At 53.8% G+C, this 21,840-nt stretch carries 22 protein-coding genes and 1 tRNA gene; 15 read left to right on the top strand and 8 right to left on the bottom strand.

Features of this window, described 5'->3' with window-relative positions:
• Positions 1–10 precede the first annotated feature (10 nt).
• The 9 genes from sufB to AC2FJB_RS03515 all read left to right on the top strand — a co-directional run bounded on the left by sufB (position 11) and on the right by AC2FJB_RS03515 (position 7,671).
• Complete coding sequence (gene sufB / locus AC2FJB_RS03475) at positions 11–1,531, top strand: Fe-S cluster assembly protein SufB (protein WP_117868925.1); 1,521 nt, start codon at positions 11–13, stop codon at positions 1,529–1,531.
• A complete protein-coding gene (locus AC2FJB_RS03480; RefSeq protein WP_117868926.1) occupies positions 1,531–1,734 on the top strand; it encodes a hypothetical protein in 204 nt (67 codons plus the stop codon). The genes sufB and AC2FJB_RS03480 overlap by 1 nt, the downstream gene beginning before the upstream one ends.
• A 49-nt stretch (positions 1,735–1,783) precedes the next feature.
• Positions 1,784–2,539 (top strand): Fe-S cluster assembly ATPase SufC, encoded by a 756-nt coding sequence (gene sufC / locus AC2FJB_RS03485; protein ID WP_496717586.1) that lies wholly within the window; start codon positions 1,784–1,786, stop codon positions 2,537–2,539.
• Positions 2,539–3,819, top strand: a complete 1,281-nt coding sequence (locus AC2FJB_RS03490) for a SufB/SufD family protein (RefSeq protein WP_117868928.1) — start codon at positions 2,539–2,541, stop codon at positions 3,817–3,819. Before sufC ends, AC2FJB_RS03490 begins: the two co-directional genes overlap by 1 nt.
• Complete coding sequence (locus AC2FJB_RS03495) at positions 3,819–4,304, top strand: YIP1 family protein (RefSeq protein ID WP_496717585.1); 486 nt, start codon at positions 3,819–3,821, stop codon at positions 4,302–4,304. The genes AC2FJB_RS03490 and AC2FJB_RS03495 overlap by 1 nt, the downstream gene beginning before the upstream one ends.
• 26 nt (positions 4,305–4,330) lie before the next feature.
• Positions 4,331–4,861 (top strand): Yip1 family protein, encoded by a 531-nt coding sequence (locus AC2FJB_RS03500; RefSeq protein ID WP_496717584.1) that lies wholly within the window; start codon positions 4,331–4,333, stop codon positions 4,859–4,861.
• A gap of 13 nt (positions 4,862–4,874) precedes the next feature.
• The gene (locus AC2FJB_RS03505; protein WP_496717583.1) at positions 4,875–6,095 is read left to right on the top strand and encodes a cysteine desulfurase; all 1,221 of its coding nucleotides are present in this window, start codon (positions 4,875–4,877) and stop codon (positions 6,093–6,095) included.
• A gap of 77 nt (positions 6,096–6,172) precedes the next feature.
• Positions 6,173–6,249 (top strand) — tRNA-Arg (locus AC2FJB_RS03510).
• Between the two features lie 75 nt (positions 6,250–6,324).
• Positions 6,325–7,671 carry a site-specific integrase gene (locus AC2FJB_RS03515; protein WP_496717582.1) on the top strand — a complete coding sequence of 449 codons (1,347 nt, stop codon included), beginning with the start codon at positions 6,325–6,327 and terminating at the stop codon, positions 7,669–7,671.
• Positions 7,672–8,026: 355 nt separating this feature from the next.
• Here the strand turns inward: AC2FJB_RS03515 and AC2FJB_RS03520 are convergent, their stop codons facing one another.
• The 5 genes from AC2FJB_RS03520 to AC2FJB_RS03540 all read right to left on the bottom strand — a co-directional run bounded on the left by AC2FJB_RS03520 (position 8,027) and on the right by AC2FJB_RS03540 (position 11,641).
• Positions 8,027–9,007, bottom strand: a complete 981-nt coding sequence (locus tag AC2FJB_RS03520) for a hypothetical protein (protein WP_496717581.1) — start codon at positions 9,005–9,007, stop codon at positions 8,027–8,029.
• A 37-nt stretch (positions 9,008–9,044) separates the two neighbouring features.
• Positions 9,045–9,188 carry a hypothetical protein gene (locus AC2FJB_RS03525; protein ID WP_171328371.1) on the bottom strand — a complete coding sequence of 48 codons (144 nt, stop codon included), beginning with the start codon at positions 9,186–9,188 and terminating at the stop codon, positions 9,045–9,047.
• Between the two features lie 154 nt (positions 9,189–9,342).
• On the bottom strand, positions 9,343–9,591 hold the full coding sequence (locus AC2FJB_RS03530) for a hypothetical protein (protein WP_496717580.1): 249 nt from the start codon (positions 9,589–9,591) through the stop codon (positions 9,343–9,345).
• Positions 9,592–9,818: 227 nt separating this feature from the next.
• Entirely contained in the window at positions 9,819–10,670 is an 852-nt protein-coding gene (locus AC2FJB_RS03535; RefSeq protein ID WP_496717579.1) for a hypothetical protein, read from the bottom strand.
• Between the two features lie 419 nt (positions 10,671–11,089).
• A complete protein-coding gene (locus AC2FJB_RS03540) occupies positions 11,090–11,641 on the bottom strand; it encodes a recombinase family protein (RefSeq protein ID WP_496717578.1) in 552 nt (183 codons plus the stop codon).
• Positions 11,642–12,889: 1,248 nt separating this feature from the next.
• Between AC2FJB_RS03540 and AC2FJB_RS03545 the strand changes: the two genes are divergently transcribed.
• Both AC2FJB_RS03545 and AC2FJB_RS03550 read left to right on the top strand, forming a co-directional pair.
• Positions 12,890–13,426 carry a hypothetical protein gene (locus AC2FJB_RS03545; protein ID WP_496717576.1) on the top strand — a complete coding sequence of 179 codons (537 nt, stop codon included), beginning with the start codon at positions 12,890–12,892 and terminating at the stop codon, positions 13,424–13,426.
• A 469-nt stretch (positions 13,427–13,895) separates the two neighbouring features.
• Positions 13,896–14,639: a DUF4145 domain-containing protein gene (locus AC2FJB_RS03550; RefSeq protein WP_496717575.1), complete on the top strand. Its 744-nt coding sequence runs from the start codon at positions 13,896–13,898 to the stop codon at positions 14,637–14,639.
• Positions 14,640–15,143: 504 nt separating this feature from the next.
• On the opposite strand, the gene AC2FJB_RS03555 is transcribed toward AC2FJB_RS03550, so the two are convergent.
• Entirely contained in the window at positions 15,144–16,043 is a 900-nt protein-coding gene (locus AC2FJB_RS03555; protein ID WP_496717574.1) for a LysR family transcriptional regulator, read from the bottom strand.
• Between the two features lie 102 nt (positions 16,044–16,145).
• Here AC2FJB_RS03555 and AC2FJB_RS03560 point away from each other — a divergent pair, with 102 nt between their 5' ends.
• The gene (locus AC2FJB_RS03560) at positions 16,146–17,342 is read left to right on the top strand and encodes an NADH:flavin oxidoreductase/NADH oxidase family protein (protein WP_496717572.1); all 1,197 of its coding nucleotides are present in this window, start codon (positions 16,146–16,148) and stop codon (positions 17,340–17,342) included.
• 107 nt (positions 17,343–17,449) lie between these two features.
• Here the strand turns inward: AC2FJB_RS03560 and AC2FJB_RS03565 are convergent, their stop codons facing one another.
• Entirely contained in the window at positions 17,450–17,683 is a 234-nt protein-coding gene (locus AC2FJB_RS03565; protein WP_496717570.1) for a hypothetical protein, read from the bottom strand.
• Positions 17,684–17,782: 99 nt separating this feature from the next.
• Here AC2FJB_RS03565 and AC2FJB_RS03570 point away from each other — a divergent pair, with 99 nt between their 5' ends.
• A complete protein-coding gene (locus tag AC2FJB_RS03570) occupies positions 17,783–18,112 on the top strand; it encodes a hypothetical protein (protein WP_496717569.1) in 330 nt (109 codons plus the stop codon).
• A 63-nt stretch (positions 18,113–18,175) separates the two neighbouring features.
• On the opposite strand, the gene mepK is transcribed toward AC2FJB_RS03570, so the two are convergent.
• Positions 18,176–18,745, bottom strand: coding sequence for a peptidoglycan L,D-endopeptidase MepK (gene mepK / locus AC2FJB_RS03575; protein WP_117868936.1), 570 nt, complete (start codon positions 18,743–18,745; stop codon positions 18,176–18,178).
• 351 nt (positions 18,746–19,096) lie between these two features.
• Here mepK and AC2FJB_RS03580 point away from each other — a divergent pair, with 351 nt between their 5' ends.
• Together AC2FJB_RS03580 and lpxD are read left to right on the top strand one after the other, a co-directional pair.
• Positions 19,097–20,704 carry a L,D-transpeptidase family protein gene (locus tag AC2FJB_RS03580; RefSeq protein ID WP_496717568.1) on the top strand — a complete coding sequence of 536 codons (1,608 nt, stop codon included), beginning with the start codon at positions 19,097–19,099 and terminating at the stop codon, positions 20,702–20,704.
• Positions 20,705–20,738: 34 nt separating this feature from the next.
• A complete protein-coding gene (gene lpxD, locus AC2FJB_RS03585) occupies positions 20,739–21,830 on the top strand; it encodes a UDP-3-O-(3-hydroxymyristoyl)glucosamine N-acyltransferase (RefSeq protein ID WP_496717566.1) in 1,092 nt (363 codons plus the stop codon).
• The last annotated feature ends 10 nt before the right edge of the window (positions 21,831–21,840 follow it).

Below are 21,840 nucleotides of genomic sequence, written 5' to 3' on the forward strand. Positions count from 1 at the left end.
AGGGTAAGTCATGGCCGCTTTGGACCAGACCCAGGTTAAAGAAGGTGTCGATCAGGAAACCGTTGATGCGGTGCGCGAGGCCGGAACCTACAAATACGGCTGGGACACTGACATTGAGATGGAGTACGCGCCGAAAGGTGTGAACCCGGACATCGTCCGTCTGATCTCGGAAAAGAATGAAGAACCGGAATGGATGACCGAATGGCGTCTGGCCGCGTTTGAACGCTGGACCAAGATGGAAGAACCAAACTGGGCCATGGTCACCTATCCCAAAATCGATTTTCAGAACCAGTATTACTATGCCCGTCCGAAATCGATGGAAGAGAAGCCAAAATCCTTGGATGAGGTCGACCCCAAGCTGTTGGCCACATACGAAAAGCTGGGTATCCCGCTGAAAGAACAGATGATTTTGGCCGGTGTCGAAGGTGCTGAAGACGCCCCGGCTGAGGGCCGCAAGGTTGCTGTCGACGCGGTGTTTGATTCCGTTTCGGTTGGCACGACCTTTCAGGCCGAACTGAAAAAGGCCGGCGTGATCTTCTGTTCGATTTCAGAAGCGATCAAGGAACATCCTGAACTGGTCAAGAAGTATCTGGGCACTGTAGTTCCGGTGTCGGACAATTTTTATGCGACACTGAACTCGGCCGTGTTTTCGGATGGGTCATTCGTATACATCCCGCCAGGTGTTCGTTGTCCGATGGAGCTGAGCACATATTTCCGTATCAACGCGGAAAACACAGGCCAGTTCGAACGCACGCTGATCATCGCTGACAAAGGCTCTTACGTCTCTTATCTGGAAGGCTGTACCGCACCTCAGCGCGACACCGCTCAGTTGCATGCAGCCGTGGTTGAAATCATTCTGGAAGAAGACGCCGAGGTAAAATACTCGACCGTTCAGAACTGGTTCCCCGGGGATGAGAACGGCAAGGGCGGCATCTACAACTTCGTGACCAAACGTGCCGACTGCCGTGGCGATCGATCCAAGGTGATGTGGACGCAGGTCGAAACGGGTTCGGCCGTGACATGGAAATACCCGTCGTGCATTCTGCGGGGCGAAGAAAGCCAAGGAGAGTTTTACTCGATCGCAATTGCCAACAATTACCAGCAGGCAGATACCGGCACCAAGATGGTTCATCTGGGCAAGAACACCAAGTCGCGCATCGTGTCCAAGGGCATCAGCGCGGGCAAGGCACAGAACACGTATCGCGGTCTGGTTTCGATGCATCCGAAAGCCAAGGACAGCCGGAACTATACCCAATGCGACAGCTTGCTAATTGGCGACAAATGCGGGGCACATACGGTTCCGTATATCGAGGTCAAGAATAACTCATCGCGGGTTGAGCATGAGGCGACGACATCCAAGGTGGATGACGATCAGCTGTTCTACTGTCGTCAGCGCGGCATGGACGAAGAAGAGGCCGTGGCCTTGGTGGTCAACGGCTTCTGCAAAGACGTTTTGCAAGCACTGCCGATGGAGTTCGCCATGGAAGCGCAGCAACTTGTGGCAATCTCGCTGGAAGGGTCGGTCGGCTGATGACGCGGGCGTCACGAAACGGCATCCGGAAAGAAGACGTGCTGACCTGGCTGGGGTACGCATTGCCGGTTCTTGGCGGTCTGCTTGGCATGGCTTACGTCAACATCAACCACATGGAATTCATCAACCCGGTTTGGGCGGTTGGCGGAGGGGCGATCCTGGGCTGGATCGCCGCGAGGTTGATCCGCAAGTTTCTGGGATAAGAAGGTTTCGGGGCCAGAGTGCCCCTTGCGATACGCAAAAGGATAAAAAATGCTGGAAATCAAGAATCTGCACGTAAAGCTTGAAGAAGAAGACAAGCAGATCTTAAAGGGTGTGGACCTGACGGTTGAGGCCGGCAAGGTACACGCAATCATGGGGCCGAACGGGTCAGGCAAGTCAACACTCAGCTACGTGTTGTCGGGTCGCGACGGGTACGAAGTGACCGAGGGTTCTGCCACGCTGGTCGGTAATGACCTACTGGAGATGGAACCGGAAGAACGTGCTGCGGCCGGCGTTTTCCTTGCGTTCCAGTACCCGGTCGAAATTCCGGGCGTGGGAAACATGACGTTCCTGCGCACCGCTGTGAATGCGCAACGCAAGGCGCGCGGTGAGGACGAACTGTCCGCTGCGGATTTCCTCAAGGAAGTGCGTGCCAAAGCCAAGACGCTGAAGATCGACGCGGATATGCTCAAGCGTCCGGTCAATGTTGGTTTCTCGGGTGGTGAGAAAAAGCGCAATGAAATCCTGCAGATGGCAATGCTGGAACCCAAGATGTGCATCATGGACGAAACCGACTCGGGTCTGGATGTGGACGCGATGAAACTCGTCGCTGAAGGCGTGAATGCGTTGCGCGATGAAAGTCGTGGGTTCCTGGTCATTACGCATTATCAGCGCCTGCTGGATCACATCAAACCTGACGTTGTTCACATCATGGCCGATGGCCGCATTGTCAAAACCGGTGGCCCTGATCTGGCGCTTGAGGTTGAAAACAACGGTTATGCCGACATTCTTGCCGAGGTGAACTGATGGCCTTGCCCGAAGTCAAACAATCCGCAACCGAGGCACGGCTGTCTGCTCTGACCATGCCTGACGCGGGATGTACCCGCGCCGCGCGCGAAGACGCGCTGGCCCGTGTTCTGGAAACCGGTCTGCCTGGGCGGCGTGACGAATACTGGAAGTACACTCAACCGGATACGCTGGTCTCACCAGACGCAACCCCGGCTGCGGTGTTTGCTGATGACGAGCCGTTGATGTTCAGCGAACTCGACCGGCTGAACATCGTCTTTGTGGACGGTGAATTCAGCGCCGAAGAGTCGGACGACCTATCGCTGGAAGGCGTGACCATTGATCGACTTGAGGACATCTGCTGCAAGGACATTCATTGGGCGAAAGACCTGTATGGCGTACTTGAAACGCGCGGTCAGTCCCCGGTCCAGCGCCCCTTGGCGGCACTGAATACGGCCTTTGCATCAGATGGCGTGGCGATTCACGTTACTGGCAAACCGTCCAAACCGATCAACCTGATCTATCGTCATGCGTCGCCGACCTCTGATGCGATCCTGCACCATATCGTTCGCGTGGAAAGCGACGCCGAGGCGACCATTCTGGAAACCGGCCCGGCGGCGTCACGCTTCAACAAATGCATGGAGATCGACATTGCTGACAAGGGCACGCTGCACCATGTGCGCGCGCAGGGCAGGGATCATGAGCGTCGCGCTGCGACCCATTTATTTACCCGACTGGGCACGGAGTCGGTCTACAAGTCCTTCACACTGACTGTGAATGGCGTGCTGACCCGCAATGAGCAGATTGTCGAGCTGACCGGCGATGACGCCATTGCGCATGTCGCTGGGGCATGCGTTGGTGATGGCGACTTCCACCATGATGACACGGTTTTCATCACCCATGACGCGGTGAATTGCGAAAGCCGCCAGGTTTTCAAGAAAGTGCTGCGCAACGGGGCGACCGGTGTGTTTCAGGGCAAGATCCTTGTGAAGGAAGGTGCCCAGAAGACTGACGGTTATCAGATCAGCCAATCGCTGCTTCTGGACGGTGACAGCCAGTTCCTCGCCAAGCCTGAACTTGAGATCTACGCCGATGATGTGGCGTGTTCGCACGGTTCGACCTCGGGTGCGATCGACGAAACCGCGCTGTTCTATCTGCGGTCCCGTGGTGTTCCGACCAAAGACGCGACCAACATGCTGACATTGGCTTTCCTGGCCGAAGCGGTGGATGAGATCGAAGACAGCGCTCTGGCGGAAGAGATCGTAAGCCGTCTGGAAGGGTGGCTGGCGCGTCGTAGTTGATGGCCGTTTCGTCAGACATACTGGCCACATACCGGGGGCCGGGGCGCGTGGTGCGTCGGCTTCTTGAAATGGGTCAGCGGGAAGACAGGGCGCTGGTGTTTGTCATGGCCTTTTGCGTGGTGGCCTTTGTCGCGCAATTGCCCAGCCTTGCCCGAAAAGCGCACTTGGAAGGGCTTGAGCTAAATATGCTGATGGGCGGGGCCTTGCTGGGCACTGTCATCATCCTGCCGCTGTTCTTCTACGCGCTGGCTTTTGCATCTTTTGGAGCCGCCCGTTTGGTCGGAGGGCGCGGAACAGCTTACGGAGCCCGTCTTGCGTTGTTCTGGGCACTGCTGTCATCAACCCCTCTGGTTCTGTTGAATGGTCTGGTCGCCGGGTTCATCGGACCGGGGCCGGCATTGACTCTGGTCGGTTTGATCTGGCTCGGGGTGTTTTTCTGGTTCTGGCTGGCAGGTTTCAGACAAGCGCAAAGGCAAGCAGAATGAACGTTGTTAACCTTGCCGTTCAAACTGTGATCAATCCGGCCGTGGTCGCCCGGCAGTTGTTGGATATCCGCCTCGGGCGCGAGGTTCTTTGGTTGGCGTTTTTCCTGGCGGTTGTTCTGAGTTGCCTAGTGCAGGTTGGGAGGCTTCAGTTTCTGCCGCTCCAGGAGGGGGAACTGGCGCCAGTATCAGAGTCAGTCGGTCTTTACCTGATACGTTCGGCTGCCTTGTTGCTTGTCAGCATTCTGGCGTTTTTGTTTGCAGGGCGCTTACTTGGCGGCGTCGCGACGTTTAATGGCATCATGACACTGATTGTCTGGCTGCAATACCTTCAGATCGTTGCGATGCTCATCACTCTTGTTTTGGCGATGGTCCTTCCGTTCTTGATGCTGATGTTTTCTCTCGCAACGTTTGTTCTGAGCCTTTACGTCACGCTCCATTTCCTGAATGAAGCCCATAAATTCGGATCGCTCTGGAAAGCATTTGGAGTCATCTTGTTGGCCGGCGTGGTTGCCGTGCCCTTTGTACTCGCATTGATGCCCAACGCCCCGGTATTATAGGGAAAAGAAAACCATGTATGACGTAGAAAAAATCCGTGCAGACTTTCCAATCCTGGCGCGTGAAGTGAACGGCAAGCCGCTGACCTATCTGGACAATGGGGCCTCGGCGCAAAAGCCTCAAATTGTCATCGATGCGGTGACACGGGCCTATGCCGAGGAATACTCGAACGTTCACCGCGGACTGCATTTCCTGTCGAATCTGGCAACCGAGAAGTACGAATCCGTCCGCGGCATCATCGCCCGGTTCCTTGGGGTATCGAACGAGGATGAGATTGTTTTGAATTCAGGAACGACCGAAGGGATCAATCTTGTTGCATATGGCTGGGCCATGCCGCGCCTGGAAGCCGGGGATGAGATCGTTCTGAGCGTCATGGAGCATCACGCCAACATCGTGCCCTGGCATTTTCTGCGCGAGCGGCAGGGCGTCGTTCTGAAGTGGGTGGATGTCGACGCCGACGGAGGACTGGATCCCCAGGCGGTGATCGATGCAATCGGCCCGAAAACCAAACTTGTGGCCGTGACGCAATGTTCCAATGTGCTGGGAACTGTCGTGGATGTCAAAGCCATCACCGAAGGTGCGCATGCCAAGGGCGTTCCGGTTCTGGTTGATGGCAGTCAGGGCGCGGTGCATATGCCGGTGAACGTTCAGGACATCGGTTGCGACTTTTACGCCATTACCGGCCACAAGCTGTATGGCCCGTCGGGGTCGGGTGCGATCTACATCAAGTCCGAACGCATGGCCGAGATGCGCCCCTTTGTCGGTGGCGGTGACATGATTAAAGAGGTCAGCAAGGATCAGGTGATCTACAACGATCCGCCTATGAAGTTCGAGGCCGGAACACCCGGCATTGTCCAAACCATCGGCCTGGGTGTTGCGCTGGAGTACATGATGGTTTTGGGAATGGACAACATTGCTGCCCATGAATCCGGCCTGCGGGACTATGCCATGCAGCGCCTGAACGGTCTTAACTGGCTTCAGGTTCAGGGCACGCGGCCAGACAAGGCAGCCATCTTCAGCTTTACGCTGGATGGGGCCGGCCATGCGCATGATGTATCCACCATTCTGGACAAAAAAGGTGTTGCCGTCCGCGCCGGTCATCACTGCGCAGGCCCGCTTATGGATCATCTGGGCGTCACGGCGACCTGTCGTGCCAGCTTCGGTCTGTATAACACGACGGATGAGGTCGATACGCTGATCGAAGCGCTTGAATTGGCGCATGATCTCTTCGCCTGATTTTGGTTTCAAAGAGGGTGCAACAATCACGATTTTCAGTTGCACCCGGATTGGAACAAGGTTAGCTAACGGCCAAGGCACCTGTAGCTCAGCTGGATAGAGCGCTGCCCTCCGAAGGCAGAGGCCAGAGGTTCGAATCCTCTCAGGTGCGCCACCATCGCTATATTTCTAAGGTTTATTGGGAAAAACAGCCGCTTCTGTACCACTTTTGCAGGAGTGAAAGTACCACATGGCTATCGTGATGAAGATCAAATATCTCGACAAACTCAAGGAAGGCTTCAGGTTCAAGCGCAGGTTCCCCAAGGACGTTGCGCAGGTCACCGGAAGAGAGTTTTTTCAGGCTCGGTTCGCAGTGAAGGAAGAGGGGCCTGCTCTGCTCCGTGAACATGCCGCCTTACTGAAGGAATTTGAGGATACCGTCAGGGCCGCCAGAAGGCAGGCCACAGGGTCGGAAGAAGTGCCACCTAGAGAGAGATGGTATCGTGCCCTCACAGAAGCTGAGAGGCTTGTCGATGAACTGCCTGATGAAGACCTCAGGGACGTCCTAGCAGATGAGATGCACAAGCTAGGGTCTGACCCCATGCTGCTCAAAGCCATCCGTGACCCTGAGGCTAAACCACCAGCGCTAACACTAGCCGACGCTAAGGCTCTCTATGAGACCGAGAAGGTGAGGGGGAAGAGGTCTGCCCAGCAACAGCTAGATCGAACCTGTAGACGTATTGAGGATGTACTGGGTCCGCTTGATCAAATGAAGCTGGTCGCGTTGAAGAGGGAACAGGCCCGCCACCTTCGCGACGAGATGCTCAAGATGACCACCACATCAGGTAAGCTACTGTCCCCCTCATCGGTGAAGAGGGAATTGCGGATTGTATCTGCCATGGTCAACGTCGGTATTCGTGAGTTCGATCTGACCAACCAAGCAAGCAACCCTTTCCAAGGTCTTGAGGTTCACCAAGGTGAAACCCTTGAGGCGGATAAAAGGTTGCCTCTGAGCATGGACCAGATGGAGGCAATGAGTGTCAGGCTTAGGGACCACGCTCGGTCACCTGATCTACATCTGATCTGGGACATACTCATCGACACTGGTTGCAGGCTTGCTGAGATAACTGGTCTCACTATGGACGATGTCCATCTTGATGAGGTCATCCCTCACATCGCCATCAGGCCCAACTCCATCCGGTCCATTAAGACCAAAGTATCAATCCGTGGGGTGCCTCTAAAAGGCCGCGCTCTGAGGGCCATGCAGAAGGCCGTAGAGGGCCGCAAGGGTGCTGCTAGTGATGACCCTCTATTCCCTGCTTATGGGCGTCCAAGAGGGGCTGACAGTGCGTCTCAGATATTGATCAAACACCTAAGGACCATCACCCCCGATAGCAGGCTGACTGTTCACTCTACACGCCACGCCATGAAGGACAGGCTCAGGCTTGCGGGTGTTGACCCAGTCGTTCAAAAGTTCGCACTGGGTCATGCTGTGGCAGGTGTAGGTGAGACTTACGGTGGGCCTGAAGCTAGGCTTAAGTTGGTCTCAGAAGCCTTTGATAGTGTGAACGAACCCCACCGGACCATAGGGTCGTAGACCACGGGGTCTGTCTTGTCGATCTGGTCCCAGACTTTCCACCATCGGGACCAGTTCCTTAGCTCATTCTTGATCGGTTGTTTGTGAAACCTCTGCGCTCTGCCCACAGGGGTGCCCCCGAAGGTGCTGATAGTAACCCACTCGAAGGGCACCTTACGGCCCGCATCAGGTGTGCCCCTCAGTGTCTCTGCCAGTTCTTCCATGTTGTCCCTTGTCATCTGCTTGGTCTGGGCTGCCGTAGACGCGCTGAACGCGCCTCAGGTCATCCTCAGGGAAGGTGTAGGTAGTCTGGACGGTGACACTGCCACCGCCCACATCAACCACCCTGCGGTTCGCGTATGGGTGCCTGCGTCGTTTAGTCAAAGTCGACCCCGCTCAGAGAGATCAGGTCCTGCCTTACTGCAACCTGAAAGGGGACCTTGCCAATCTCAGGCAGGTTCAACAGGAGGCCCCCTCTACCGTCAGGTGTGGTCTCAATGCCCGCTGCACTACACGCATCCAGCACATCTTCCTGCGCAAAGACGTCCATCCGTTCAGCAAAGCGATCTGCCAGTTCATTCAGCGCTGTGGTGTCGTTTGATGTCATCAATTCACGGGCTGCTTGTTGCGCCAGTTCAGAACCCTCAGCAGTGCCGATGAATGCCTCTAGGGCGTCAGCGTCAATACTGCCTACGCGGTCCCCGATGTGGTCCAGTGCCACCTCCTGCATACCATAGGCCATGGTCTCGATATGCTCCTGCACGGCACTTGGCTCGACGCCCATTTCGGACGCTGCCCTCTCGGTGATATAGTCAGGCACTTCACCCAAGTTGATCAGTCCATCCACGATCTGAGCTTGCGTCCCCGGTGCCGCTGCAGAGATAGCGTCAAAGGCTTGCTCAGTCGCCTCATCAGTGACGAAACCACCCGCAGACGCACCTGAGGCCGTACCCTCAATTACGCCTTCCTGAGTACCTTTCAGGGCCTCTGAAGGTTGTCCTTGGGGTGCTGCTTGTGGGTTCGTTGAAACTGCGAAACCCGCCGCATCAGTAAAAGACCCATCGGTCTTACGGTGGACCCATCCGAGGCCCACCGCAGTGTTCAGGTCCGTCCGCATACCCGAGCCATTAGGGTCAGCGATAGTGTCGGTCCCTTGCAATGGGCGAGAGTGGATAGCGCCACCGCCAGCGTCCAGCACGGAACCCAGTCCGCCAGAAGTCCGTTCTACGTTGTTGAATGCGTTGTGTTCTCCGTCCAGCGCACCCGGTCCGGCTGAGATATCCAATGCATTGTTGCCTTCACTCAGGTTCGACGAGGTGTCTGCCTGTGTTTCGCCATTTGCTGTGTACCAAGTCATGATTTGGTTGTCCTTTAAGTTCGTTGTGTGTGTGTGTTCATTTGCGGTCGGTCATGGCGATCAGGCCAAGCTCGACCAAGAAGGAAAGCGCTTCACTTTGGGAGACTTCACGTTCCATCTGTTTCGTCATGCGTTCCCGCACGGTGTTGACCGTAGCCACCACTTCAGGGCGCACTCTCATGCTTGCCCAGTGGTCCGGTCGGTCAGCCCAAGGGGCGAGTTGTCGGTCAATCCTTTCGTGTCCTAGGCGGATACGAGCGGTCGATCTGAGGCGTTTCGTAAACGCTCTCCGTTTCTCATAGCCAATGCGACGCAGTCGTTTATCAGCCACGCGATTACAGGATGAGTGTTCCATGGTCTTTCTCCAAAATTTCTTGGGCTGTGTCCCGATCAATCATCCAATCACCGGAAGGCATTACACCCTCAGCAATCATCGACATCTTGGCCTTAACCATCCTTCGCACTGCGCTCGGTGATACGCCTGCCGTCCGCGCTATTTGGTGGCGTGAGTTCGGCTTCTTACTCAGCACGAGCAGCCATGCCGCCTGCACCTGCATCTGCTTCTCAAGTGTCATCTTGTTCATTCCTTTTGTCGTTCTTCTCTGTGTCGACGAGTGAAAAGGGCGAGACTTTCGGACCATATACCAATGGTACACCCTACGGCCCCTTCACCTTCGCCAAGTGGTTGTTTTTATTGAGATCAGGTTTTCTGAAAGGCCCTTTACCTGTACCATTTGGGGACAGCTAAAATCCCCCTTGGCACCCCTGAAGGTACACCTCAGGCGGCTTCTATTGGGGCTATTCTTGGGGTTCAGAAATCTTCATCACCATCGCCTATCAAGGCGCTAGGTTGTTCGTCATCGGTTGCCCCAAGCCAATCCATGACCTTGTGCATTCGGTTCTCACCTACAGTGGCCTGAATGACCTCCGCTAGAAGCTCATCATCATACCAGCATTCACGCCTTAGGTTGCTGCGAAGTTGGCTAGAGGCCCTCGCAATGAACTTACTTCTGGCCTCACCTTCAAGGACCCTTCCGGTTCCTCTAGCAGGTGGGCCATCAAGCTCAGCGTTGATCTCTTCAAGCGTCATGTCGACTTGCTGGATGAACTCCATTTGCAGCTTCCATGTCGATTTAGGTGTCTCCGTGAGTTCCCCTGAAGTGTGTCTTAGGAAGACCTTACGCATCCGCGCTACTGTGGTCGTCCCGACACCTGTCTCGGTGGCAATCTGGTTCTTGGATAGGTCGGTCAATCTCACCAACTTCCAAGCCGCATTGGTACGCTCTGTCTTGGACAGTCCGGCTTGTTTTTGCTTGTTATCCCTGACGGTCGCGATCAGGGCCTCAGTCAGTCCCCCAGTGATCACTTCGCATTCTATCTCAGCGGTGCATCTGGACCCCTTACGGCTCGGCTTGAAGGTTCTCCTGAAGGCGGCCAGACGGTGGTGTCCGTCCACCACGATGTAGTCCATGCCATCATGCCAGACTTTGATCGGGGGAGGTGGGCTGTGGGTCTTGGGGTCTCTCTTCCACGCTGTCCACGCGCGGGCGAGTTCATCCACATTGTCGTGGTTTAGTAGGACGAAACGGACATTGAACCTGTCATCCTGCTTGATCTGGTCTGCCTGTATTTTCACAGTCGGCGGGCTGTTATTCTGGTTCATGCTTGAACTCCTGCATTCTGCTCGGACCCCTTGGTCTCGTTAGCTTGTAAGGCTGTGTGCAAAGTGTGTTTTCAATTGATCACGCCCCAATGCAGGGACGCGATAAAATGATTTGACGGGACCAAGCCCCGCCAGATCACAACAACAAAAAGAAGAAACACACGGTCCTAGTTTGTTGTGGTGGCAGGCATCCCGCACACATGGGACACCCGCCATCCAGATGGAATTCCTAGACGATGGCGTGAGCCACCATGCTGATCTCCATCACTTCCACGACAGGGAGAACCAATCCCCGTCGATCTCGAAAACTTGTATTGTGCAATAGTGGGGGTAGTTCGGCCTCTGGCGTCACTTAAGTCACCGCTTCAGGTCCCCCCAAGCCAACTAAACAAGGGACCTGCGGGTTACATATCCGCCTTTTAGGCCACCTCTTTCGCCAGCCTGTAGACGGTCGCTCTGCTGACCTCAAAGTCCTTCGCTATCTGGGTCGGCTTATCGCCTCTCTGGAACGCTTCACGAATAGCTGCTGCTTTGTCCTTATCCATGGCAGGGCGTCCTTTGAACTTCCCATCAGCCTTGGCCTTAGCAATCCCTTCACGCTGTCTCTCAAGCATCACCTCACGCTCAAACTGAGCAACAGCCCCAAGGATGGTCTCAAGCATCTGCGCGGTGGCACTGTCGTTCATCATGGGCATATTCATGATATGCAGACCAACGCCCTTGTCCGAAAGCCTCCTGCGGATGTCGATGAGGTCAGGGACCGAACGCGCCAGACGGTCCAGCTTGGTGACCACCAGAGTGTCCCCTTCACGGGCAAAGTCTATGGCAGCCTCAAGCTGGTCTCGCTGCTTAACGCTGCTCACCTGCTCAGCGAACATCTTTTCACATCCATGGTCTTTCAACTCGCGCTGCTGGGCCTCAAAGCCTGCGATCTGGTCTGCTGTGGACGTCCGTGCGTAGCCGATGAGCATGTGTCTGTCTCCGAGAGTGTATCATTTACCTTGTAGGGTTAAGTAAGTAAGTGTATTTTTAATGTCAATCACACTTAAATGAGACAGTATCTGAGGGGTTGGCACTTGTCTTGTTACACTCCGGTCAAATGAGACGCAGATGTTCAGGCAACCTTTCGGTTGTTCGTAAAGGTCATAGCGTATCGTCCAACATCAACGAATTTCTCGACGGGTCCCTCACGGGTCACCGAAAGGTTGCCCGAACGAGTTTTACGTTCGACGAGCAAGTCAAATTGACCAAAGCGAATATCGATGATTTTCATTGGTCATTACAATTTACTAAATGATGCGCACCGAGCACCGATGCGGTGCATCCGTAACATGGTGCGGCGCCAAATGAACTTCAACCAATTGTAAAATATATATAAAAGATAGCTTCCCGCAGGTAGAAAAAGGCTGTTCTGAAGTGACCCCCAACGGGGGTATCGCTTGGCAGATTATTCTATCTCTGGCACTCAGATTTTTTTGCCAGAATACCCGACGCCCTCTGTCGGTGAAGACCAATGGAGTGGTTGTTCAAGATGGTGGAGAGAAACACAGAACCCTAAGGCATCATCTTTAGTGGAGGAACATGATGGCGATGGTCTTCATGATAACTATCATCCTAAGGGGTACCCTAAGGCATAGATAGGTGATGACTGAATATGATGGTCTGCATCTTCATGCTTACTCAGACCACACCTTGAGGTACACCCTATATAAGTATTAAGGGGAGCCTAGGGCTATAGTTGGGGTGAATTGTAAGCTGTTGAAACTAAGTGGTTATATTTGATGTCAGATCGCTGCAATAAGGGGTCTCGCAGTGGGGAGCAACCATGTTCATCCTTCCGTTATAGCCACCAAATGTAGTGACCCCTAGCCTCGCTGCTTGGCGTAGCTCTGAGCTCCACCTAGCGGCTCACAAGAAGCGGTGTAGATCACGAAAGGGTATCAGCCCCGAGAGACTTGAGGCGTCCCTGAGGGCACTGTGACGCTGTACCGGACGGAGCTAGTAAGGTAGTGTCAGGATCCACTGAGAAAAATGCTGGTGATGACGGTAGTGGGTGCCCATAGCTTGTAATGAATGATGGAGTTGGGGTTAGTATCTCAGGAAGCCGAAGTATATTGCCATACGGTTTGTCACAATTTTCTTGATCAGTTTCATGCACAGGTGGCAGTTTACTCTCGTTGTACCCAGTTAGTTTACTCACACCCACTAAGGAATTGTTCATGAAACCTAGATTTCACGTTTGTGCTTTGATTGGTTTGCTTGGTGCTGCCCCTGTTCAAGTTCAGGCACAAGAATGCTCAACCATTGAAGACAGTACAGATCGGCTTGAGTGTTTCGACAAAGTATCAAAGACAATCTCGACCGAGCCAGTGCGCCCTGACGGTAACGACTATATGGCCATTACCTCCATATTCTTCGATGATGGGTCAACTGGCAACAATCCAATGCACTTGCAAATGGTCCCCAGCAATTGCGTCGTTGAATGGCACCTTTATTCCAATGCACTAGGCACGACCAACCTAAACGAGATTGACTTGTCAATTGTCGATTTGGAACAGATTGAAGTAGATAGGCAGAAAGTTCAGTTGACCTCCAAACGTGGACATACTTTCCTCAACCGTTTCCACAATGGGCAAAACTGGAGCGAAACTAGAGATAGATACACAAACATCTACATCGGACATCCGGCCGACGTCGATGAAGGTGTTATATTAATCAAGAAGTACGTCGCATTCTGCAACCAAAACAAGGAGTAAGCTGGGTTCAAGGCTTATTTGCATCCGATTAATAGAGGCGTTAAGGCGTGTACCCTCATCCGTTGTTGGGTGTTCGACCACTTCCTTCAGCTTCGGCATCATCCTTCATCGGCATCGTTAGGTACATCACGGATGGCAGTCACAGATGCCTTCTTGGTCTTACCGATTACGAGGATTTCACGGATGGATGAGCAGGCATCAAATGTGCGGCGCTCCGCACTTTTCGTCCGAGCTAACCGCATGTATTCAGAGGCCCTCAGTAGGCAAATGTGCAATTTTGTTCGACCCACAGCTTGAACTGCCCGTGCTCCAACTCAGCCTTGACAGCAATCAGTTCCGCATCAATTGCCGCCGTTAAGTCCTTGGCAGTGCAACTAAAATACGAAATCTCAAGGTGCATCTGATTGACAGAGTGCTTGCATCTACTGAGTTACGTGTTTTGTATGACCGGCGCACAAGGATGTAAGATATGACTGAAGTAGTTTACGATAATCCAAATATTTTTGAAGCAGATCATTCGTTTACAGAGATTGATAGCAATAAATGTCCGCCAATTTCGGTTAGATGCCCTCATTGCAAGCACGTCGGTACATTCCAAACAGTGACGCGCGGAATTTCTTGGCAAAAAAAGGGTTACTGGATATCCACAAATTCGGACGGTAAACGTCAGCGAAATGGGGTGACCCAAACTCTTAATGGCGCTATCAGAATTTGCCCAAACATTAAGTGCAGACGTATAGTCTTTTCCGTGTCAGTTATTCATGGTGGGAGCCGAATATTTCCTCCTGAGCTTTTAGATTTCGACGGACAAAATTTAAAAAATAACCTCTTAGAGACACTAGAAGAAGCAATCTCATGCCACTCAGTAGGCGCATATCGTGCATCCGCAATGATGGTTCGCCGCCTGCTTGAGGAGATTTGTGAAGATAGTAATGCTAAAGGGCGGAACCTACATGATCGTCTTGAAGCGCTGAAGACAAAAGTGATTTTACCGGACGAGCTATTTGAAGCGATGACGGAGTTAAAGGCGCTTGGTAACGATGCGGCTCACATAACAGCAAAAAGCTATACTGATATAGGCAAAAATGAAGCCGAGATTTCGATTGAACTTGCGAAAGAAATTCTAAAGGCGCGGTACCAACTTACGGCGTTGGTTGATCGCTTGCGTGGTCGAAAGGGAAAAACCACCAAATCGAGTGAAGAGCCCCAATAGAAAGGGGCTATTCAGATGATGTTCCAGTGACGGTATTTGCCATCGCCCCAATTTATCTTCTTGACACATTCTGTACCACATGAGTACCACTTGCGTCACACTTTGCGGCTGGCTTATTTAACAAAATTAGAGGTTTAGAGATGGTTTGATTTGCACGAGAGCCATCTCAGGTGCGCCAAAAATCAATCACATTTTTAAATGATCTCGGCAGAATAGCTGTGAGGGCGAGAAACTCATTTCAGCTCAGATTCCTTTGACTTCATTTTGGTTCCGTTCAACTTTGGTACCATCAGTTCGCCCGCAACCACTTGAGTTCGGACGGTTTTCAGGAACAATCGGGTGTGATTTCGGGGCCTTGTGGAGTTCCACGACGTTTCTCCTCCTTTGAGTTGCTGTCAAAAGGGAGGTTTCAACGTCGACGAACCTTTAGGTTTCAGTGTTGTGCCTTCTTCCCATGTTTGAGAATGGTCGTGCACCCAACTCAGTGCTCAAGTCTTTCCCTGTTCAATCGCGTCTCATCTTGTTGAACCGGTCTGCAAAGAAGTCAATCAAGGTGCGAATGCGTTGCGGTAGAAATGTCGTTTCAGGGCGCAGAAGGAACACACCACCACCAGCATCCGGACATGCGTATTCCTTCAGCAATGGAAGAAGGCGTCCCTTGTTGATATCGCTCGCGGTGAGGAACTCAGGCAGCCATGCAATGCCGCGCCCCGATATACACGCCGCATGGAGCGCTTCCAGGTTGTTGCATGAAAAGCCCGATCCAAGCCGCGCGTTTCCGCCCTGTGGCTGAGCAAATCCCCAATCTGAAAGCTGCCTTTCCTGCCCCAGACGCAGACATCTGTGGATCGTGAGATCCTCGGGCTTTCCGGGACTGCCGTGTTGTTCAATATAGGAAGGCGCCGCACACAGAATGCGTGGGTTGTTCATAAGTTTTCGTGAGACGAGCGACGAGTCCGGCAATATCCCTGTTCGGATTGAGAGATCAAAGCCTTCGCCGATCAGGTCGATGATCTTGTCCGTCAACAGCAGCTCAACCTCGACCTCCGGGTGGTGTTCCATGAATTCGATCACAAGGGGCACTACAAACCGTCGCCCAAGCGCGGCTGAACTTGTCAGGCGTACCGTACCGCGCAACGTGGAAGCATCATCTGAGATATCCTCTTCCAGTGCTGTCAGGCGGGCAATCAGGTCACGTGCTTCCTCTGCATATCTCCGACCTGCTTCAGTCAGAGTCATCCGTCGGGTCGTGCGGACCAGAAGCGGCACATTCAACCGCTGCTCCAGTTGGTGGACCCTCTTGCCAACGGCAGAAGGTGTGTATCCCAACGCTCTGGCTGCGGCAGAAAAGCTGCCATGATCAACAACAGCCAACAGGATTTCCAGCTCGGTCTTTTGTGACATCTATTCCAAAAACGATCAAGATTTGATCCAGATTACCCGATTATCAATACAAGTCATCCAAACTATCTCAGATAAGGACAGAAAAGCCTGAGGAGACCTGCCTTGCACGCCACTTCGCCCCCAACTCTCTTCACACCGTTGGCCCTGCCGAACGGCCAAGTGCTGAAGAACCGGATCATCAAATCTGCGATGTCGGATTCGCTGGGGGATGGCCAGGGCAACCCGACGCCCACGCAAATTCGACTTTATGAACGTTGGGCAGAAGGCGGGCTGGCAGCGTCGATTGTAGGAGAGGTCCAGGGTGATCCGCGATACCCAGAAAAGCCCGGAAATCTGGTTCTGGATGACAACGCCAATATGGCGGCATTTCGTGAGCTAGCCCGACGAGGATCGGCAAACAACGCGCAGCTTTGGTTACAGCTTGGGCATGCCGGGGCACTGGCCCATCTGCCAATCAGTACCCCCAAGGGGCCAAGTGCGATGGAATTCCCTGACTTCCGCAGTGAAGCCATGTCACGTGCCGAAATCGCGACCGTTCCCGCGTGTTTTGCCAATACGGCGCGCCGTGCAGCGGATTTAGGATTTGGCGGTGTGCAAATTCATGCCGCACACGGGTTTCTTCTGAGCCAGTTCCTGTCCCCGCTCTTCAATCAACGAACAGATGCCTATGGTGGTTCGATACATGCACGGATGAGATTGCTCATCGAAACGGTCGAGGCTGTTCGTGCGGCGGTCCCGCCTGATTTTGTGGTTGCGGTAAAGCTGAACGCGACGGATCAGCTTGCCGGTGGTCTGACAGAACAAGATGCGCTCGTAGTCGTGGCCGCTCTTGAAGGGAAGGGGGCTGACCTTTTGGATATCAGCGGAGGCACCTATTTCCCCGGTGCTCCGCCGAGTTCGGAGCGCATGAGTCAGGGTCCTTACTTTGTCGAATTTACCCGCGCCGCACGTCAACTGACATCGGTCCCGCTTATGGCTACGGGAGGGTTCAAGCGCCGCGAAGAAGCTGAATCCGCGGTCCTTTCCGGGGACGTGGATGCAGTGGGTTTGGCCAGGGGTTTTGTCATTGATCCATCCCTGCCAACCACGTGGCGGGCGGGAAAGAACGCTCCCGCCTTTCCTCGCTTTGCCACCTTGCCGCCAGGTGGGATGACCGCGTGGTTCACTATGCGCATGACGGACCTTGGGTCAGAGCAAGAGAAAATCACGGATAGGGATATTGCCCAGGCCATTGCTGAGTATGAAGAACGTGATGAACGGCGCGTTGCGCTCTGGAAGCAAAGAACACTGGGTCATTAGGTATTTCCTTTTGGTCTCGGGCTGCGCCATTAAAGCCGTATGGCTGTGAGTGGAGGATAGTGCTCTGGGGATTTCGGGGGGCAAGGTCACAATCCCTTTCGCACCTCTCAGCAAAGCTCAAGGTGTTTGAGCGACTTAAGTTGTTGATATTGTTGTTCGGACACTTCGTCGAGGCACCTTCCACCAACAAGGTCATGTGGCGTGAGATTGCGATCCCAGTCCGCAAGCGTCACGATCAGGGCGATCGTTCTTTCTCCGCTCAGGTGCGAGATCTCCTTGGTCGCTTGAGCAACTCCAATTATCTTGCATGTCCTGTCTTGCACCATGCGCGGAACAATCATTGACGCTTATTCCTCGGCATAGACCTCTCTACCCGTGGTTTTTGATGTACACTTTCCGGACGAGGCTGGATCGCGTCCGCTTTGAATGGAGGAAAGAACGTGCAAGTGATCTTTTCAAATAAGACGTTCATAATCAAAGTGCTGGTTCTAGCGATTTTGGGCTGTTACTTTATTTCGGGTTTTTCAATCTTAAGCGTCATAAGTTGGCTTGTACTTGGAGTAATAATTGCACTGATCCTCGGCAGACTTACTGACGAGGATTGGGATAGTGATGATGACTCAGAAAGCGAAAAAATATCAGACTCCAAAGCCAACTCTCATGTCGATGACGAGAAGACGCACGAGAGCAGCAGTTCGACTGCGGAAACAGCATCCAGCAGCGGATCCGGAGGCGGCGACGTTGGCGGAGGAGGCGACGCAGGTATGTAACTGGTATGACGGTCAACCAGTTACATATGTTGTCGGGTGCACTGAAACCGTAAGGCTTGCGTCTTAACCACGCCAGGTGCGCACGACACCGCAGTCCATATGCACGAAATTGGATCCGTAGTATTGACCAACTCCGCCAGCCCTGCATGACATAGCGGCCTTTGCCATCTGCGAAACAGAACGGGACGCCAGACGCAAGTCTGCTGCTTGTCCCTGCATATGAAGCGATTTCCGGGCAACACCGCGAGATCTGGAACGGAGCATGGCGTTGGTCTGTGGAGAACGATAGCCCGACAGCAACATGTAAGGTTCACTGACATCCAGCAGGTTGTGTGATGCCGCCATGATATCAATCGCGCGTAAATCGATGGATTTTACCTGATCTGTACGCCAATCACGCATGAAGTGATGCACTTCTTTGACAGCGTCCTTGATATACTTACCATCGACCCAATAAATCATGTCCAACCGTTCGCCCGTGCGACCGGAATACATACGTATGCGACGAATATCGCCGCCACCGCGCAAAAAGCCTGCTGCATTGGAGTATGTGGGTGCTGCTGCAACTGCGGTTGCTGCAAACGCACCCAATAGGGCACGTCGGGTCAAGCCCGAGGAACTGCTCTTGGTCATTTTGGTCGTCCCGTACTGTTCCTGCCTGCACACGATGTTACGTGCACTGTCTTAATTTTTTCCCATCCCGGATGCGGAATTTATGACACAATCGGATTCGGCGGCCAAGAAGTGTTTCACAGTTACCTTTTCAAGGGGGAATTTTCGGCAGCTTTTTGCGCAAATGTCACAGCTAGGCACAGAAATTTTGCAGCTGTGGACCCTGTGCCACCGGGCCGATGCAAACGCGCATCAGGCGAAAGCAGAAGCGATTTGGTAAGGAATTTGTGAATAGACAAGCCTTCGCAGTAAAATCCATAGTTGCTCGACGCACGTATCACCTACCCAAGCCATTGATTCCAAGGCCATCCAATGTTTTCTGTTTTCCGAACCAGTACCAGTATCCTGCTTGCCGCTTGTTTTGCGGCCACAGCCAGTGTGGCAAACACCACTTCTGAACCCGCGCCAAGCATGGCGTTTCAAATGGCGATAGCAGAACACACACCGCAGGCATCACAGATCGCTGAGTTCTATCGGACAAACGGGTTTTCGCCAATATGGGTGGGGGAAACCAATGAGCATATGCAACGCCGGGCTGCATTGATCCAGGCACTGTCAAATGCTCACCTGCACGGTCTGCCGCAGGCCGACGCAACAGTATCATCCTTGCTGCAGAAAATGGAAGGTGCACGCTCGACGCGCGACCTTGGGGAAGTTGAAGCGGAACTGAGTCGGGTTTTCGTGGAATTCGCCGACGCATTGTACTCAGGTGCTGTTCGGCCCGGCAGTGTCGACGACGGGCTTGTTCGGTCGGTGGATCGACTCAGCGCAGCCGAACATCTGAACGGACTAAACACCCATGGCACCGCGTATATTGCGCAGCTGGCACCTCAGACGCGTCAATACCGGGCCCTGATGAAGCAAAAGCTCACGCTGCAAACCTTGATAGATCAGGGCGGTTGGGGGGCGACTGTACCCGTAAGCAAGTTGGAATACGGCGACACAGGACCCAATGTCGTGAAGCTTCGCAATCGGTTGGTGTCAATGGGCTATATGAAGCCCTCGGCCAGCCCGTCTTTCGACGCGGCGCTTCTGGAAGGCGTTAGAGCTTTTCAAACCGCGCATGGGTTAGAACCCGATGGCGTTGCAGGCAATGGTACGATTACCGAGGTGAACCGACCTGCTTCGGATCGGCTCAAGGCTGTATACGTTGCTCTGGAGCGGGAACGCTGGTTGCCTCGGGATCGCGGCGTACGTCATATTCTTGTCAACCAGACCGATTTTTCGGCAAAGATCGTAGACGACGGGCAAGTCACCTTTGAAACCCGTGCGGTGATCGGCAAAAACACACATGATCGCCGCAGCCCGGAGTTCTCGGATGTGATGGAGCATATGGTGATAAACCCCAGCTGGTATGTTCCACGCTCGATCATCACCAAGGAATATCTGCCCAAGCTGAAAGCGAATCCCAATGCGGTCGGTCATATTCAGATTACTGACAGCAGGGGGCGGCAGGTCAATCGCGGGGCTGTTGATTTCAATCAGTTCACTGCTCGGAGCTTTCCTTTTGCGATGCGTCAGCCACCCAGCAAAAGCAATGCTTTGGGGCTGGTCAAGTTCATGTTCCCCAATAAGCACAACATTTATCTGCATGATACGCCTCAGAAAAGTCTGTTTTCGCGTGAGGTGCGTGCGTTCTCGCACGGCTGCATCCGGCTGGCTCAGCCCTTCGAATTTGCCTATGCATTGCTGGCCAAACAGGAAGAGGATCCCAAGGCCTTCTTCCATCGCGTTCTGAACACTGGGAAGGAAACCAAGGTCGATTTGGAACAAAAAGTTCCGGTGCACTTGATTTATCGAACAGCCTATGTCGGACCAAAAGGCGACGTGCAGTATCGCCGTGATGTCTATGGCAGGGACAGCAAGACTTGGGAGGCCCTGCAAAAGGCAGGGGTGGCCCTGCCGGACATTCAGGGTTAAGCACAGGGCAAATCCTGCCAAAAGGAAGCCCGTGATGCAGTTTACCATTCAGCAAATCGCCGACGCTTTGGGTGCCGAGTGCCAAGGTGATGGTGGCCTGACGATCGTGCGGGCGGCCGAACCGGGCGATGCCGGACCAACCGATCTGGCGATGGCCATGTCCCCGAAATATGCCGAGGCGCTTTCGAACGGGGAAGCACGCGCCGCCGTTCTCTGGGAAGGTGCGGACTGGCGGGCCATGGGTTTGCGAGCGGCCGTTTTCGTGAAACGTCCGCGCATGGCAATGGCCGGGATCACCGCGATGCTGGATCGCGGGCAAGGGGTTGAACCGGGCATTCACCCTTCCGCAGTGATCGATCCAACGGCTGAAATTGGATCAGATGTGGCGATTGGACCGCTGACTGTTGTTGGCGCGCGGGCGCGAATAGGCTCGGGCTCGATAATCGGGGCGCACTGTGTGGTGGGTATCGACGCCGTACTGGGCGAACGGGCTTTTTTGCGTGAAATGGTCAGCATTGGCGCGCGCGCTCAAATCGGGGATCGGTTTATTGCGCAACCTGGAGCAAGGATTGGCGGTGACGGATTCAGTTTTGTGACACCCGAGGTCTCCGGCGCTGAGAACGCCCGCAAAACGTTAGGCGATCAGGGTGATGCAAAGGCCCAAAACTGGCTTCGCATCCACTCTTTGGGCGCGGTCGAGATCGGGGACGATGTGGAAGTTGGCTCCAATTGCACCGTCGACAATGGAACCATCCGCAACACGCGTATCGGCAACGGCTCAAAGCTGGATAATCTGGTCCATGTCGGGCACAACACCCGCGTCGGGCAGGATTGTCTGTTGTGCGGTCAGACGGGCGTGTCCGGTTCGGTTGAGATTGGCAACAACGTCGTTCTGGGCGGACAGACCGGAGTGGTTGACAATATTTTCATAGGGGATGGCGTCATCTCAGGCGGGGGCACAAAGATTCTGTCAAATGTTCCGGCCGGTCGCGTAATCATGGGGTATCCAGGCATCAAAATGGAGACTCATACAGATGTCTACAAGGCGCAGCGACGACTGCCCCGCATGGCACGCGACGTTGAGGCATTGAAAAAGGCTGTTTTCAAACAGACCCCAAGCGATTAAATCATCGTCA

It is taken from the genome of Ruegeria sp. CDSC085 (genome assembly GCF_059610465.1).

Excerpts from the sequence above, each read along its gene's own strand:
- sufB (WP_117868925.1), top strand. The coding sequence starts at position 11 with ATGGCCGCTTTGGACCAGACCCAGGTTAAAGAAGGTGTCGATCAGGAA.
- AC2FJB_RS03480 (WP_117868926.1), top strand. The coding sequence starts at position 1,531 with ATGACGCGGGCGTCACGAAACGGCATCCGGAAAGAAGACGTGCTGACC.
- sufC (WP_496717586.1), top strand. The coding sequence starts at position 1,784 with ATGCTGGAAATCAAGAATCTGCACGTAAAGCTTGAAGAAGAAGACAAG.
- AC2FJB_RS03490 (WP_117868928.1), top strand. The coding sequence starts at position 2,539 with ATGGCCTTGCCCGAAGTCAAACAATCCGCAACCGAGGCACGGCTGTCT.
- AC2FJB_RS03495 (WP_496717585.1), top strand. The coding sequence starts at position 3,819 with ATGGCCGTTTCGTCAGACATACTGGCCACATACCGGGGGCCGGGGCGC.
- AC2FJB_RS03505 (WP_496717583.1), top strand. The coding sequence starts at position 4,875 with ATGTATGACGTAGAAAAAATCCGTGCAGACTTTCCAATCCTGGCGCGT.
- AC2FJB_RS03515 (WP_496717582.1), top strand. The coding sequence starts at position 6,325 with ATGGCTATCGTGATGAAGATCAAATATCTCGACAAACTCAAGGAAGGC.
- AC2FJB_RS03520 (WP_496717581.1), bottom strand. The coding sequence starts at position 9,007 with ATGACTTGGTACACAGCAAATGGCGAAACACAGGCAGACACCTCGTCG.
- AC2FJB_RS03525 (WP_171328371.1), bottom strand. The coding sequence starts at position 9,188 with ATGAGAGTGCGCCCTGAAGTGGTGGCTACGGTCAACACCGTGCGGGAA.
- AC2FJB_RS03530 (WP_496717580.1), bottom strand. The coding sequence starts at position 9,591 with ATGAACAAGATGACACTTGAGAAGCAGATGCAGGTGCAGGCGGCATGG.
- AC2FJB_RS03535 (WP_496717579.1), bottom strand. The coding sequence starts at position 10,670 with ATGAACCAGAATAACAGCCCGCCGACTGTGAAAATACAGGCAGACCAG.
- AC2FJB_RS03540 (WP_496717578.1), bottom strand. The coding sequence starts at position 11,641 with ATGCTCATCGGCTACGCACGGACGTCCACAGCAGACCAGATCGCAGGC.
- AC2FJB_RS03545 (WP_496717576.1), top strand. The coding sequence starts at position 12,890 with ATGAAACCTAGATTTCACGTTTGTGCTTTGATTGGTTTGCTTGGTGCT.
- AC2FJB_RS03550 (WP_496717575.1), top strand. The coding sequence starts at position 13,896 with ATGACTGAAGTAGTTTACGATAATCCAAATATTTTTGAAGCAGATCAT.
- AC2FJB_RS03555 (WP_496717574.1), bottom strand. The coding sequence starts at position 16,043 with ATGTCACAAAAGACCGAGCTGGAAATCCTGTTGGCTGTTGTTGATCAT.
- AC2FJB_RS03565 (WP_496717570.1), bottom strand. The coding sequence starts at position 17,683 with ATGATTGTTCCGCGCATGGTGCAAGACAGGACATGCAAGATAATTGGA.
- mepK (WP_117868936.1), bottom strand. The coding sequence starts at position 18,745 with ATGACCAAGAGCAGTTCCTCGGGCTTGACCCGACGTGCCCTATTGGGT.
- AC2FJB_RS03580 (WP_496717568.1), top strand. The coding sequence starts at position 19,097 with ATGTTTTCTGTTTTCCGAACCAGTACCAGTATCCTGCTTGCCGCTTGT.
- lpxD (WP_496717566.1), top strand. The coding sequence starts at position 20,739 with ATGCAGTTTACCATTCAGCAAATCGCCGACGCTTTGGGTGCCGAGTGC.